At 37.7% G+C, this 13,412-nt stretch carries 15 protein-coding genes; 6 read left to right on the top strand and 9 right to left on the bottom strand.

Translation table 11 applies throughout. The annotated features are described in order from the left end of the window. The 4 genes from B4237_RS09255 to sdhC all read right to left on the bottom strand — a co-directional run. The coding region (locus B4237_RS09255; RefSeq protein ID WP_286942823.1) for a 2Fe-2S iron-sulfur cluster-binding protein at positions 1 to 444 on the bottom strand (444 nt) is incomplete at its 3' end. Between the two features lie 14 nt (positions 445 to 458). Next, positions 459 to 2,354 carry a succinate dehydrogenase flavoprotein subunit gene (gene sdhA / locus B4237_RS09260; protein WP_061396675.1) on the bottom strand — a complete coding sequence of 632 codons (1,896 nt, stop codon included), beginning with the start codon at positions 2,352 to 2,354 and terminating at the stop codon, positions 459 to 461. Positions 2,355 to 2,366: 12 nt separating this feature from the next. Further along, positions 2,367 to 2,732 (bottom strand): succinate dehydrogenase, hydrophobic membrane anchor protein, encoded by a 366-nt coding sequence (gene sdhD / locus B4237_RS09265; RefSeq protein WP_004876948.1) that lies wholly within the window; start codon positions 2,730 to 2,732, stop codon positions 2,367 to 2,369. After that, on the bottom strand, positions 2,732 to 3,133 hold the full coding sequence (sdhC, locus tag B4237_RS09270; RefSeq protein WP_023014208.1) for a succinate dehydrogenase, cytochrome b556 subunit: 402 nt from the start codon (positions 3,131 to 3,133) through the stop codon (positions 2,732 to 2,734). Before sdhC ends, sdhD begins: the two co-directional genes overlap by 1 nt. Before the next feature lie 903 nt (positions 3,134 to 4,036). Here sdhC and gltA point away from each other — a divergent pair. Then, positions 4,037 to 5,311, top strand: a complete 1,275-nt coding sequence (gene gltA, locus B4237_RS09275; RefSeq protein ID WP_004876951.1) for a citrate synthase — start codon at positions 4,037 to 4,039, stop codon at positions 5,309 to 5,311. Between the two features lie 77 nt (positions 5,312 to 5,388). On the opposite strand, the gene B4237_RS09280 is transcribed toward gltA, so the two are convergent. Then, a complete protein-coding gene (locus B4237_RS09280) occupies positions 5,389 to 6,054 on the bottom strand; it encodes a YARHG domain-containing protein (RefSeq protein ID WP_286942827.1) in 666 nt (221 codons plus the stop codon). A 69-nt stretch (positions 6,055 to 6,123) separates the two neighbouring features. Here B4237_RS09280 and B4237_RS09285 point away from each other — a divergent pair, with 69 nt between their 5' ends. Then, positions 6,124 to 6,780 carry a DUF2306 domain-containing protein gene (locus B4237_RS09285; RefSeq protein ID WP_278595351.1) on the top strand — a complete coding sequence of 219 codons (657 nt, stop codon included), beginning with the start codon at positions 6,124 to 6,126 and terminating at the stop codon, positions 6,778 to 6,780. Here B4237_RS09285 and B4237_RS09290 read toward each other — a convergent pair. Next, on the bottom strand, positions 6,777 to 7,268 hold the full coding sequence (locus B4237_RS09290) for a DUF1289 domain-containing protein (RefSeq protein ID WP_029424821.1): 492 nt from the start codon (positions 7,266 to 7,268) through the stop codon (positions 6,777 to 6,779). The genes B4237_RS09285 and B4237_RS09290 overlap by 4 nt on opposite strands. 110 nt (positions 7,269 to 7,378) lie before the next feature. Here B4237_RS09290 and B4237_RS09295 point away from each other — a divergent pair, with 110 nt between their 5' ends. Beyond that, entirely contained in the window at positions 7,379 to 8,311 is a 933-nt protein-coding gene (locus tag B4237_RS09295) for a rhodanese-related sulfurtransferase (RefSeq protein WP_278595350.1), read from the top strand. A 98-nt stretch (positions 8,312 to 8,409) separates the two neighbouring features. On the opposite strand, the gene B4237_RS09300 is transcribed toward B4237_RS09295, so the two are convergent. Further along, positions 8,410 to 9,561, bottom strand: coding sequence for a hypothetical protein (locus B4237_RS09300; RefSeq protein WP_278595349.1), 1,152 nt, complete (start codon positions 9,559 to 9,561; stop codon positions 8,410 to 8,412). 240 nt (positions 9,562 to 9,801) lie between these two features. Between B4237_RS09300 and B4237_RS09305 the strand changes: the two genes are divergently transcribed. Both B4237_RS09305 and tmpT read left to right on the top strand, forming a co-directional pair. Next, positions 9,802 to 10,422, top strand: coding sequence for a DedA family protein (locus tag B4237_RS09305; protein WP_004876956.1), 621 nt, complete (start codon positions 9,802 to 9,804; stop codon positions 10,420 to 10,422). A 55-nt stretch (positions 10,423 to 10,477) separates the two neighbouring features. Then, entirely contained in the window at positions 10,478 to 11,122 is a 645-nt protein-coding gene (gene tmpT, locus B4237_RS09310; RefSeq protein ID WP_278595348.1) for a thiopurine S-methyltransferase, read from the top strand. Here tmpT and B4237_RS09315 read toward each other — a convergent pair. Then, positions 11,116 to 11,997, bottom strand: coding sequence for a LysR family transcriptional regulator (locus B4237_RS09315; RefSeq protein WP_278595347.1), 882 nt, complete (start codon positions 11,995 to 11,997; stop codon positions 11,116 to 11,118). The two genes, tmpT and B4237_RS09315, sit on opposite strands and share 7 nt — an antisense overlap. Positions 11,998 to 12,098: 101 nt before the next feature. On the opposite strand from B4237_RS09315, the gene B4237_RS09320 reads away from it, so the two are divergent. Further along, positions 12,099 to 12,704 (top strand): LysE family translocator, encoded by a 606-nt coding sequence (locus B4237_RS09320; RefSeq protein ID WP_278595346.1) that lies wholly within the window; start codon positions 12,099 to 12,101, stop codon positions 12,702 to 12,704. Between the two features lie 139 nt (positions 12,705 to 12,843). Here B4237_RS09320 and B4237_RS09325 read toward each other — a convergent pair whose 3' ends face one another. After that, the gene (locus tag B4237_RS09325) at positions 12,844 to 13,368 is read right to left on the bottom strand and encodes a YecA family protein (protein WP_007484160.1); all 525 of its coding nucleotides are present in this window, start codon (positions 13,366 to 13,368) and stop codon (positions 12,844 to 12,846) included. Positions 13,369 to 13,412 lie beyond the last annotated feature (44 nt).

Here is a 13,412-nt window from a genome sequence, read left to right on the forward strand (position 1 = left end):
AATACATTCATATAAACCATCTAAGTGTTCACGTTCTGCTTGAGACTGTAAACGCTCTTTCGCTGGTGCTGGCTGATTGTTAATCAAGAATGGTTGAATCTTGTCATATTGATCATAGAACTGGTTCATGTCCACAACCAAGTCTTTTACAACTGGTAAACCAGGTAAAGGACGGATCACAATCTTCTCTGGTAAATCGTTCAAGTTCCACAAGCACGCTAAACCATTTTTACCATTGATGTTCACACCATCTGAACCACAAATACCTTCACGGCAAGAGCGACGGAATGTTAATGATTCATCCTGCACTTTCAACGCAAGTAACGCGTCAAGCAACATACGATGCTTGTCTGTTAACTCAAGTTTGAAAGTTTGCATATACGGCGCTTTATCCTTATCAGGATCGTAGCGGTAGATTTCGAATGTACGAGTGCCTCTACTCATCTTTGTTCTCCCGATTAGAATGTACGTGGTTTAGGTTCAATTGCTTCAACCGTTAATGGACTGAAACGTACTGGCTTATATTCAAGACGGTTGTCTGATGAATACCATAATGTATGTTTCATCCATTCATCATCACGGCGACCGTAAGAATAAGTTGGGTGATCAGGCGCTAACTCATAGTCAACAACTGTATGCGCACCACGACATTCTTTACGAGCAGCAGCAGAAATCAGAGTCGCCTTCGCAACTTCATATAAGTTTTCAACTTCTAATGCTTCAACACGTGCTGTGTTAAATACTTTAGATTTGTCTTTCAAATGAATGTTACGAACACGAGATTCAATCGCAAGGATTTCTTTCACACCCTTGTCAAGCAACGCTTGAGTACGGAATACACCCGCGTGATCCTGAACGATATCACGGATTGCATCAGCAACTTCTTGTGCATTTTCACCCGCTGTTGAATCATCAAGCTTACGAATACGCGCTAAGGTGTTAACCAATACATCAGTTGGAAGCGGTGCATAATCATCGCCATGATGTTTAGTTACATAGTCAATGATGTGTTCACCAGCTGCTTTACCAAATACAACAAGGTCAAGCAATGAGTTTGTACCTAAACGGTTAGCACCATGAACTGATACACAAGAACACTCACCGATCGCATAGAAACCTTTTACAGGTTTCACATAATCACGTGTACCTTTATAAGAATACTCTTTAGTATCTTTATCATAGTGAGCAGAGAATTCACCCTCTTCAACACCATGTGGTACAACAACTTGACCATGAATATTCGTCGGAATACCACCCATTTGATAATGGATTGTTGGTACTACTGGAATTGGTTCTTTAGTACAGTCAACGTTTGCGAACTTCTTACCAATCTCAAATACAGATGGAAGACGTTTCATAATCGTCTCAGCACCTAAGTGAGTCATATCAAGCAAGATATAATCCGCTTTAGGACCACAGCCACGACCCTCTTTAATCTCTTGGTCCATTGAACGCGATACGAAGTCACGTGGTGCCAAGTCTTTTAAAGTTGGAGCATAACGTTCCATGAATGGTTCGCCGTCTTTGTTACGAAGGATACCACCTTCACCACGACAACCTTCAGTCAACAATACACCTGCGCCCGCAACACCCGTTGGGTGGAACTGCCAGAATTCCATATCTTGTAATGGAATACCTGCACGAGCAGCCATACCAAGACCGTCACCAGTGTTGATATAAGCATTTGTTGATGCACGATAAACACGACCAGCACCACCAGTAGCAAACAATGTCGCTTTCGCTTGGAATACGGCAATGTTACCAGTTTCTTGGTCAATTGCAGTCACACCAAGAACATCACCCGCTTCGTTACGGATTAAGTCTAATGCAATCCACTCAACGTAGAACTGAGTACCCATTTTTACGTTGCTTTGATACAACGTATGGAGCAATGCATGACCCGTACGGTCAGCAGCAGCACAAGCACGTGGAACAGCTTTTTCACCGTAGTTTGCAGAGTGACCACCGAACGGACGCTGATAGATCGTACCATCTTCGTTACGGTCAAAAGGCATACCTAAGTGTTCAAGCTCGTAAACAACTTTTGGCGCTTCACGCGTCATGAACTCGATTGCATCCTGATCGCCTAACCAGTCAGAACCTTTAACGGTGTCATAGAAGTGATAGTGCCAGTTATCTTCTTGCATGTTTCCTAACGATGCACCAATACCACCTTGAGCAGCAACTGTATGCGAACGTGTTGGGAAAACTTTGGTCAATACCGCAACTTTTAAACCAGCTTGAGCAAGTTGGTAAGCAGCGCGCATACCAGAACCACCACCACCAACAATAACAGCGTCGAAAGTGAGGTTTTGAATATTTGAATAATCTTCTTTAGGGTTAATTGCGCCCATGATCTCTTCCTATCAATTTGCCCAGAAAATCTGGATACCCCAGATTGCGTACACGATCACTGAAATAATGACAGCAGAAGTAAGTACAAGGCGTAAACCTGAAGCTGAAGGACCCATTTGACGAGTCGTTACATAATCAGTAAAGACTTGCCACATACCAATCCAAGCATGTGCAACGAGCGACAATACTGCTAATAAAGAAAAGATCTTCATTGGCAATGTCAGCATAAAGCCTGCCCATTGTTCGTAACCAAATCCACTGTTACAAAGGATCCAACCGAACATAACAACAGTGTATGCAGCTAACACTACAGCACTGACACGCTGGATATACCAATCGCGAGAACCTGAACCTGTTAAACCTGTAGCACTTTTCATCAGAACATAATCCATACGAATGCTGCGACAATACCAACCGCAGACAAGATCAATGAAATTGTAGCTGCGATACGACCGCTTTGTAATTCTTCAGCAAAACCGATGTCAGCAAGCAAGTGCTTGATCCCTGCGATAAAGTGGAAAATTAAACCTGCTACAAATACCCATACGATGAAACGTACAAGGATATTTCCGAAAACGACATTTTTAACGTAGTCAAATCCTTCTGGTGAAGATAAAGATTTATCCAAAATCCATAAAAGAACTGCGACTAATAAGAAAACGATTACACCTGATAGACGGTGTAGAATTGATGCAATAGCCACGGGTGAGCGTAAATTTACCGCTAACACCTGACCCATGGACAAATTGACAGGTCTGTTGCTTTTCACAGCGGGCATCCTGTAGGTAGAAACTCCAACTGGAGTTTGTTTGAATTAATTCAAAGGAAAGCTGGCATTGTTAGGCAAGCACAGCACATGCCTAACCTATATAACGACACCGAATTATAAAACGTGAAATATCAAAATACAAACAATCAGCTTTCGCTTTAGTCTAAAAAATCAATAAATAAGAATCATTCACAAAAACTTTTAAAATCAATATTATCAATCCAACCCACCAAAAAAAATATACTACTGTTTTTTATAGTAAAAATTATTTATCTATTTCCTCGATAAGCAATTAAGTAGCAAAAAAAAATCTTTATAAAAAACCTAAAAAAGTCGACTGACATAACCATATAAAGGTTAAATTTGAATGTTTAATGACATAGCCAAAAAGAATACCCCACATTTATATATTAAATATAAATACCTGATAAATTATTTAAAAAAGTTAAACTTCCAAGAAATCACCAGTTATTTTTTAACCAATTGATCGCACCACAATGAGTCAAATAACAACCAAGACTTCTCTACTCTTGAGTAAATTTTAATATTTAATTAAATCTAAGCCGTGAGATATATAGGGTTTCAGGCTTTTTATATAAATTAATCAGTCATTGGCAAAAGATGCCGAGATAAAAAATTTACTTACAATTGTACTGGCGCTTCACTTTTTTTATGCACCTAAAACCTGATTTGACATATTATACTCGACCGGTGCTGTGATTTTACTCAATTTTTTTGTTGATACTGAATGACTCATTGACTTTAAGAACGTCATTTTTTATCCCTAAGTATAATTGACAAAATTCTAGTAGCCACTAATCTTATAGCAAATTTTGACACCGTCTGATTCGCACATGACAAGATTAGGATTTCGAGTCAGATAATCATTCACCAGGACAGGAGATCTATTGAATGTCTGCAGCAACTGGCAAAAAAGCCGTATTACAGCTTGATGGCAAAGAAATTGAATTACCAATTTACAGCGGCACATTGGGCCCAGATGTAATTGACGTTAAAGATGTATTGGCATCTGGTCACTTTACTTTCGATCCTGGTTTTATGGCGACAGCTGCTTGCGAATCTAAGATCACATTCATTGATGGTGACAAAGGTGTGTTATTGCACCGTGGCTATCCAATTGATCAATTAGCGACTCAAGCAGACTATTTAGAAACTTGCTACTTATTATTAAATGGCGAGCTTCCAAATGCTGAACAAAAAGCAGAATTTGACGCTAAAGTACGTAACCATACAATGGTTCACGATCAAGTAAGCCGTTTCTTTAATGGTTTCCGTCGTGATGCACACCCAATGGCAATAATGGTTGGTGTTGTTGGTGCTTTATCTGCGTTCTATCACAACGGTTTAGATATCGAAGATATCAACCATCGTGAAATTACTGCAATTCGCCTAATTGCTAAAATTCCTACGCTTGCAGCGTGGAGCTACAAATATACAGTAGGTCAACCGTTCATTTACCCACGTAATGACTTAGGTTACGCAGAAAACTTCTTACACATGATGTTTGCTACACCTGCTGACCGTGATTACAAAGTAAATCCTATCCTTGCTAAAGCAATGGATCGTATCTTCACACTTCATGCTGACCATGAACAAAATGCATCGACTTCTACAGTTCGTCTTGCAGGTTCAACTGGTGCAAACCCTTATGCATGTATCTCTTCAGGTATTTCAGCACTTTGGGGACCTGCGCATGGTGGTGCGAACGAAGCCGTTCTTAAAATGCTTGATGAAATTGGTAGCGTTGAAAACGTTGCTGAATTCATGGAAAAAGTGAAGCGTAAAGAAGTTAAACTCATGGGCTTCGGTCATCGTGTTTACAAAAACTTCGATCCACGCGCTAAAGTAATGAAGCAAACTTGTGACGAAGTTCTTGAAGCATTAGGTATCAATGATCCACAGCTTGCTCTTGCGATGGAACTTGAGAAAATTGCATTGAACGACCCGTACTTCGTAGAACGTAAACTCTATCCAAACGTTGACTTCTACTCAGGTATCATCTTAAAAGCGATTGGTATCCCAGTTGAAATGTTCACTGTTATCTTCGCGCTTGCACGTACTGTTGGTTGGATCAGCCACTGGTTAGAAATGCACGCTTCACCATACAAGATTGGTCGTCCACGCCAACTTTATACTGGTGAAACACAACGCGATATCAAACGTTAATTTTCTAAGTAAAGTTAATGTTAAAAAGCTGCCATTTGGCAGCTTTTTTATTTCAACTATAACGATTTATGGAAAGTCTAACGCCCCCAATCCATCTTTTGTGCATAGGGTTCGACCATCTTAATACGCTTTACATTCTCTCTTTCGATTTTAGATAGTCTTCCTTCTACATTGGTATAACACGGCATATACCAGTCATACATCGCGAATGTATTTGCCCATTCCTTCGTTTTAAATGCATAACCATGACGTGCATAAATCTCATTACGCATATATTCCAGCTCGCCTCGCGCAACCTGTAAATCACCATCTTTTAATAGTCGAGTGGATGTTTCAGGGAAATCTCCCTGCCCTTTTGCATACTTGCACTGTTGAGCATCCAAGTTAAAAAATTTCGGCTTTACAGATTTACTTGTAGGCAACCATTGCACCTCTAAGGGTGTAGCATTGTTCTTGAACTCTAAAATAAACTTTCCGATGTCTGCACCTTGCCCAACTTCGTTCAAAGTTAAGGTATAGTTCAAGTCAGTTTGCTGAATTTTGCCTTTGAAGTTTGTTTGCTTTCCGTTTAACAAACTATAGCCAGACACATCTGTGCCCTTTTGTTGAAAGAATAATGAAATTTTCTGTTCATCGTTATACAAACCCGTCCATGAAGGTGCAATTTGCATCGTTTGTGCTATAGAAAAAGTACTCGTTGCCAAACCAACAGTTAAGATCAATAATTGTTTAAAATTTTGCATGTATATATTCTCGTTCAACTAAAATTATTTCGTTTTTTGAATACCATACCATAATAGTGATCACTTTTTATGTGGAAAAGCCTAAATCAATTTTTACAAATTTTGAGCCTTCTCATGTTCAGTTATCTATGCTGGCTCATGATTGAAATTTGCCTGAATTATTATCCTTGGTCTGATCACACCAATTTTTTGGTATTAAAACAAGATGTCGTCAACACCCAACCTTGGCGGATTGGCTTTCAGATGCATGTCATCACAAGTAGCTTTGTTTTATTAGCAGGTTTTACACAGTTTTCTCGAAGCATTCGTCAAAATCTACCCCGTTTACATCGTTATGCAGGCTGGCTCTATATCATCGCCACACTTGGATTTGCCCTACCGAGTGGATTTATTCTTGCATTTTCAGCCAATGGTGGTCTTAGCACTCAAATCTGCTTTGTTGTTTTGGGATTACTTTGGGGGTGCAGTACCGCCTTAGCGCTATATTTCGCTATGCATAAACAATGGCTAAAACATCGTAACTGGATGATTCGAAGCTTTGCGCTTGCTCTATCAGCATTGAGCCTAAGAACATGGAAGCTCATTTTATATGAGTTACAACCGTATTTTGATTGGCTCACACCACTGCATATTTACCAACTTGAAGCTTGGCTTGGATGGACAATTAATCTATTAATTGCGGAACTCATCATCTATCGATTAGCAAAAAAGACAAAATCCAATTAAATTTCATCTTCCTCTAAAGCACGCAATAAATTAGAACTAATTCCATCAGCCCGCAACCAAGCCAACTCATAACTCGCTTTCGCAAGCGCTAGGACGCGGCGTTCAAACTCATCCCAGACAGGTTTCACTTGCTTATCGTGAATACCTAAACCGCTTTCATGCGCTAAATGTTTATTCTTTTCACAAATTTTTAGAGCATGATACAACTTACGACCTTTACTGGCATTTTCCAAAATACGGATATGCTTACCATGAATAAAACCTTCGACATGTTGAAGATTTGCATTTGGTAATAACGGGACTAAGATCTGATCCAATTGCGCATCTAAACGCTTCCAAACCATTAAGCGTTGGTCAGGTGTGTAAGTATTCCATTGAATTACTTCATGGTTGAAACGACGACATCCTCGACAAACTAGATCACCAAATACCGTTGAACAACGCCCTGCACATGGGGTTAATGATGGAATTCGACGATCATTACTCAAAACCAACTCCTTTAAAACCATATTCATTTTATGGTTTTCTCGCTTATTTCTAAATTTCACGCTAAAATACGCGCCTTATTTTTCCTATCTTAATACATTTGGAGTTATCCATGAACGCTACTGTAGAACAGCTTGCACCTGTAGAACAGCAAGCGACCAATAATTGGGTTGTTGCGGCACTATATCAATTTAAAGAAGTTTCAGATGCAGCAGATCTGCAACAACGTCTTTTGGACTTAGTGAATAACATCAATTTATGTGGAACTCTAATTGTTGCTTCAGAAGGAATTAACGGTACTGTTGCAGGTGATCGTGCAGCAATTGATTGCATTCATCAATTTCTTTTAAACGAAGGCTTTAATGCAATGGAATATAAAGAGTCTGAAAGCTCTGAAAAACCATTCCGTAAAATGAAAATCAAGCTTAAAAAAGAAATCGTAACTTTAGGCGTAGAAGTTAAACCTCGTGATTTGGTAGGTCACTATCTTGATCCTAAAGAATGGAATGAGCTAATCAGCCGTGATGATGTCATTTTAATCGACACACGTAATGATTACGAATATAAAGCAGGTACCTTCAAGGGTGCAATTGATCCTAAAACTGAAACTTTCCGCGAATTCCCAGAATATGTAAAACAAAACCTTGAACAGCATAAAGATAAGAAAATTGCGATGTTCTGTACAGGTGGTATCCGTTGTGAAAAATCAACCTCTCTCCTCCTCCAAGAAGGTTTTAATGAGGTGTATCACCTGAAGGGTGGTATTTTAAAATATCTTGAAGAAACACCAGCTGAAGAAAGCATGTGGGAAGGAGAATGCTTCGTATTTGATGGTCGTACTGCGGTCACACATGGTGTTGAAGAAGGCGAAAATATCAAATGTCACGCATGTGGCTGGCCTTTAACGCAAGAAGAAGCGGCTCTTCCAAGTTATGAACATGGTGTGTCTTGTGTTTTCTGTATCGATAAAACCACAGAGAAGCAAAAAGAAGGTTTCCGTATGCGTCAATCACAAATTGCTGCTGCAAAACGTAAACGCCTATAAGCATTAAAGCATAGTTAAGCCATAGTTTTTACTATGGCTTTTTTATAAGTAAAAAATTTAACGCTTATTCAGATCTGAATAAGACAATTCATTTCCCATCATGAATTTGGATTCATAATACATGTCAATTCTTGATTTCCAAGACTAGATTCATTATTTAAGTAACCCTCAAAAGTAGCAGTAAAAAGTTTATTATCACGAAATACTAATGTAGCCGTATTAAAACGGTTTTTACTTGGAGAAGCAGAAACGACTATCTGATTTTCATCATTTTGATAATATATTTGATCGAAACCTTGACTTGTAAACTGTGCAGTAATTGATTTACCCCCTGTCTGTAGAGTTAGATTTTCCCCATATTTATAAATTTCACAAGGTTTTGTCAAAATGCCTGACTCAGATATTCCAATGATGGAAACTAGCGATAAATTTTTGAAATCACTCATTACATCCTTATTACAGTTAATATATAGTTCAGTTGTATTTTCCACCCAAGTACATGCCTTATTATTGAATTTGTTCAATGAAAAATCTGTCACATTTGGGAGATCATCTAAATTTGTTTCAGTATTTTGGTTTTTAAGTTTTTCAGGTAGTTGACTTAAATTACCATCCTTAATCAAAGTTAATAAGGCATTGTAGTCCTGAATACTATTGCTGCCTTGAATTGCATCTAACAAGGCTTGAATAGCTAAATGGAGAGGATTTACTGTTTTTATTTCTGTAGTAAAGAGATCCGTTTTACTATCAAGTGAATAGTCTTTTTTAATTAACTCATTCACCAAAGCAGTATTCGCTGATTTCAACTGATCAACTGTTATGCTACCTGATTGATACCATGTAGCGGGTAATTGCGTACTTGCATAAGCGATAGCCAAATCTGTAAACGGATTAATATTAACTCTTCCTGCTTGGCTAATATAACTGTGATAGCTATGTTCATTGGCTTTAACTTCTAAACGACATGGAAATTTACTACTATCTACTTGTCCCAGCCATACACCGTGTTCATCAACTACCACCTCTTCTTTAAAACCTACAGAATCCTTACAACTCGCTGTTACAGTCTTTCCATTTAAAGTTGATTCGGCAAATGCTGTACCTGTAATTGTACTGTATTCAATCTCAAATTGATCCGTTGGCTCAATTACAACACTTGAATCATTGCTATTATCTCCTCGGCATCCAGTTATCAAAATTGATATTAAAAACAAATTGAGCATACATTTTTTTTTAGTATTTAATTTCATTGGCTTACCCTAATATTTGGTTTTTTATGTGATTTAACCATTGCGCAAAATCGCCAGTATTATACATACCTTTCTGTTTACACCAATCGAATACTTTTAGAAAGTAGGGTTTAATACTAAGTAAAATATATTCAGTTATTCTCTTCCTATTACATGCAACTTGCTTAACGAATCTTTTATTGCTAGTAAAACAAGCACGAATTATCCTGTCTTAATTCACAAGTAACATAAATAGGCACTATGGGTCTTGAAGAGTGGGTCTTATCCATCATGGAAAAGCTTGGGTATCTAGGTATCGCATTTTTAATGTTTCTGGATAACGTCTTTCCACCAATTCCATCTGAAATCATTATGCCTTCCGCAGGCTACACAGCCTCAAAAGGCGAGCTTACCCTGATTGGTGTAATCATTGCTGGCAGCATTGGTTCTATCGTTGCCGCAATGTTGTTATATTGGGTAGGAAGGAAAGTCCCTCAGTCTCAATTATTTAAATTCATCGAGTGCTATGGAAAATATTTACGTATCCAAGTTACTGACCTAGAGAAAGCGCTGAATTGGTTTAATAAACATGGTCATCGTATTGTTTTCTTTGGACGTATGATCCCTGCTGTTCGCTCATTAATTAGTATACCAGCTGGTATGAGTAGAATGCCTTTTGCAAAATTCATGATTTATAGTAGTGCAGGAACTGTTATTTGGACTAGCTTTCTTGCCTATCTCGGTTATCACTTTAGCGAAAATCAAGCACTCATGACCGCAATTATGCAACGTATGAGCTATTTCATTTTAACGATTGTCACTATCTATATCGCTTGGTGGTGCTTCAAAAGATTTTATCTTAATAAGTCTAAAAATAGCTAAAAATGAAGCAACAACGTATATTTCAAGTCATTCAGTAAAAAATTAAGGATAGATAATGAAACACGAATTTTGGCATGACAAATGGCAAAGCAATAATATTGGATTTCATTTATCTAGCCCCAATCCTCTATTAATCAAGCACATTCAATCATTAAATTTACAACCTCAAGCGCGTATATTCATTCCATTATGCGGAAAAAGCCTAGATATCCACTGGTTACTTCAGCAAGGATTTCATATCACAGGGATTGATCTTAGCCCAATTGCAATTGAAGAACTTATATCTGAACTCAAGCTTGAGTTCACAGTGTCTCAAGTTGGAGATTTAACCCATTACCTTCATCAAAGTATTGATCTATATGTTGGTGACTTTTTTGAACTGAATATTGATCATATCTCAAAAATTGATGCAACTTATGACCGAGCTGCGTTGGTTGCATTACCTGAACATATGCGTGAGACATATACCCAACATCTAGTACAACTGACTCAGAATGCCCCTCAACTCTTAATTAGCTTTGAATATGATCAGAACCTTTTAGCAGGCCCTCCTTTCTCAGTTCCTGAACAAGAAATCAGAAAATATTACGCAAGCCATTATCAAATCAAGCAATTAGCCTCAGAGTATGAAAAGCTCAAAGGAAAAGTGGATGCAAAAGAAAATGTTTGGTTATTAGAAAAAACTTCGACAAGTCATTGAATATTGAGTGCAGAAAATTCAGCTTGGCTTGCTTGCATTTCCTCGATCAACCAAGTTTTAAAAATCACTTTGCGTACATCATCTTCTACTGGTGAAGCTGACAGTAAAAAATAAGCTGAGTCATCTTTATATACAGGGCTCAGCTTTTCTAACATCTGATACTTGATCTCCCTTTCAACCATATAGGCTGAAACCACAGAAGCACCTAGCCCAGCGATTGAAGCTTCAATACATAAATAAAAATGTTCCAACACGGACTTATTTAGCTCATTAAAGCGACCATTTTGAACTTCTAAAAATTTCTGCCAAAGTTTCGGTCTTGAAGATGAAATGAATATCTGATCAACCGACTGAGTATTTTGTTTTCCAACACACAGCATGTATTCATCTGCAATTTTTTCGCTATAAACAGCTTTACCCCAATCAAAATCATTGCGTCTCAAGGCTAAATCAATATTCTGAGTATCAAAATCAACTGCTCCTCCACTGGTCAATAAACCTACTTCGATATTTGGATATAGCTGCTTAAACTTGCCTAGACGAGGAATAAGCCATTTCATGGCAATAGTTGGTTCACATGATACGATCAAGGTATTTTGCGATTTTATCTCACCTTGTAACTGTATTAGGCACTGGTCAATTTGTTGGAAAACCTGCTGGCAACATTCAAACAAGATCCGTCCTTGATCAGTTAAAATCAGATGTCTACCCTCTCGATCAAACAAAGCATAACCCAACGTATCATCTAGGTTTTTTAATTGTTTACTTACCGCACCTTGGGTGACAAATAGCTTTTCAGCAGCAACGGTAACGCTTTCATAGCGTGCCACATAATAGAAAAACTTAAGAGAATTCAAAGACATCCTTTCAATCATTCCAAAATCTCATATATCAATCAAAATTAACTTCGATTTTAAATATAGCAAATATATGAAAAATATATAAATCATTAGTATATTTTTACAAGGTCAATTGAGTGAATGAAATAATTGCTATCGTATTGGTTACCGTATTGGCTGTGATTAGTCCAGGTGCTGACTTTGCACTAGTCACCCGAAATAGTTATTTATTCGGTCGTAAGCTCGGTATCTTAACCGCATGCGGTATTGCCAGTGGAGTTTGGGCTCACATCAGCTATAGCTTAATTGCATTAAGTTTTTTACAAAACAATATTCCGAGTCTTCTACAAATTATTCAATACATTGGCGCTGCTTATTTAATTTTTCTCGGTTATAAAACATTTACTCAGGAAAAAGTTTCTTTCAATGCTGAAAATATTTCCATTAGTGCTTTTCAAGCATTTAAACAAGGCATATTAACCAATAGTTTAAACCCCAAAACGACATTATTCGTGATTAGTTTATTTTCACAAATTATGAGTTCAGAAAATAACTTTGTTCATCTTTTGAGTTACGGTGCGTTTATCTCTTTCAGTCACTTAGTCTGGTTTTTATTGATTGCATATTTTTGCTCCACACCAACTATTCGAAATAAAATTTTAGCAAAACAAGTTGTTATTAATCGAATTATTGGCTCTGTGCTAAGTGGCTTAGGTCTAAGTTTATTATTTTCTAGTTTGTAATTTAATCACAATACCCTCAAGAATATATACGACCTCTGTAAATCAAAATACTCAATATAAAAAAACGTCCTCTAGGGGACGTTTTTAATTCACTTAGTTTTATAATTGCACTGAGATGACATCACTGCAAAATGTATCATTACGCAGGCGTATGGTACATCAAATAAATTTCATTCAAGTTTTCTGGAATTTCTTCTGCCAGCTCATCCATCAACTGACCATTGCGGCGGAATGATTCCATTTGCGGATCTTCTTCATCAATTCCGCTAAACACCATGATTGGTAGAGTTAAATCAACCAATTGCTCTTCAAATTCTGGGGCAAACCATGCCTCTTCGTTTAAGAACATTGCATCGACGAAACCAACGCTCCAATCACCTAAGCTAGAATCTACATCAGCTTCTTCGATTTCAAATGGAAACTCGATTCCATTTTCATTCGCTAAATCTTGGCGAATCGATTCTAACCAAGCTTTGATTTGCTCTATAATTTCACTTGGAACTTTCTTTTGGTTGCTCTCGAAAAGCTCATCTAACCAACGATCAAATTTTGGACCAACGGCAATAGCACACAAAAAGCCATGAGTCGCTGCGAAATCTAGACCGTATTCGTTTTGATCACCGTCGAGATAATTACTCAATAAGTCTAAATCTAACGTGCTCATTCTTTAATCCAACTTTAAAAATACATCGGCAACAGCATAACATT

The sequence above is a fragment of the Acinetobacter sp. UBA6526 genome (genome assembly GCF_002434875.1).
Classification (GTDB): domain Bacteria; phylum Pseudomonadota; class Gammaproteobacteria; order Pseudomonadales; family Moraxellaceae; genus Acinetobacter; species Acinetobacter venetianus.

Bases quoted from the DNA above. Each gene is read 5' to 3' on its own strand.
- sdhA (WP_061396675.1), bottom strand. From the start codon at position 2,354: ATGGGCGCAATTAACCCTAAAGAAGATTATTCAAATATTCAAAACCTC.
- sdhD (WP_004876948.1), bottom strand. From the start codon at position 2,732: ATGAAAAGTGCTACAGGTTTAACAGGTTCAGGTTCTCGCGATTGGTAT.
- sdhC (WP_023014208.1), bottom strand. From the start codon at position 3,133: ATGCCCGCTGTGAAAAGCAACAGACCTGTCAATTTGTCCATGGGTCAG.
- gltA (WP_004876951.1), top strand. From the start codon at position 4,037: ATGTCTGCAGCAACTGGCAAAAAAGCCGTATTACAGCTTGATGGCAAA.
- B4237_RS09280 (WP_286942827.1), bottom strand. From the start codon at position 6,054: ATGCAAAATTTTAAACAATTATTGATCTTAACTGTTGGTTTGGCAACG.
- B4237_RS09285 (WP_278595351.1), top strand. From the start codon at position 6,124: ATGTGGAAAAGCCTAAATCAATTTTTACAAATTTTGAGCCTTCTCATG.
- B4237_RS09295 (WP_278595350.1), top strand. From the start codon at position 7,379: ATGAACGCTACTGTAGAACAGCTTGCACCTGTAGAACAGCAAGCGACC.
- B4237_RS09300 (WP_278595349.1), bottom strand. From the start codon at position 9,561: ATGAAATTAAATACTAAAAAAAAATGTATGCTCAATTTGTTTTTAATA.
- B4237_RS09305 (WP_004876956.1), top strand. From the start codon at position 9,802: ATGGGTCTTGAAGAGTGGGTCTTATCCATCATGGAAAAGCTTGGGTAT.
- tmpT (WP_278595348.1), top strand. From the start codon at position 10,478: ATGAAACACGAATTTTGGCATGACAAATGGCAAAGCAATAATATTGGA.
- B4237_RS09315 (WP_278595347.1), bottom strand. From the start codon at position 11,997: ATGATTGAAAGGATGTCTTTGAATTCTCTTAAGTTTTTCTATTATGTG.
- B4237_RS09325 (WP_007484160.1), bottom strand. From the start codon at position 13,368: ATGAGCACGTTAGATTTAGACTTATTGAGTAATTATCTCGACGGTGAT.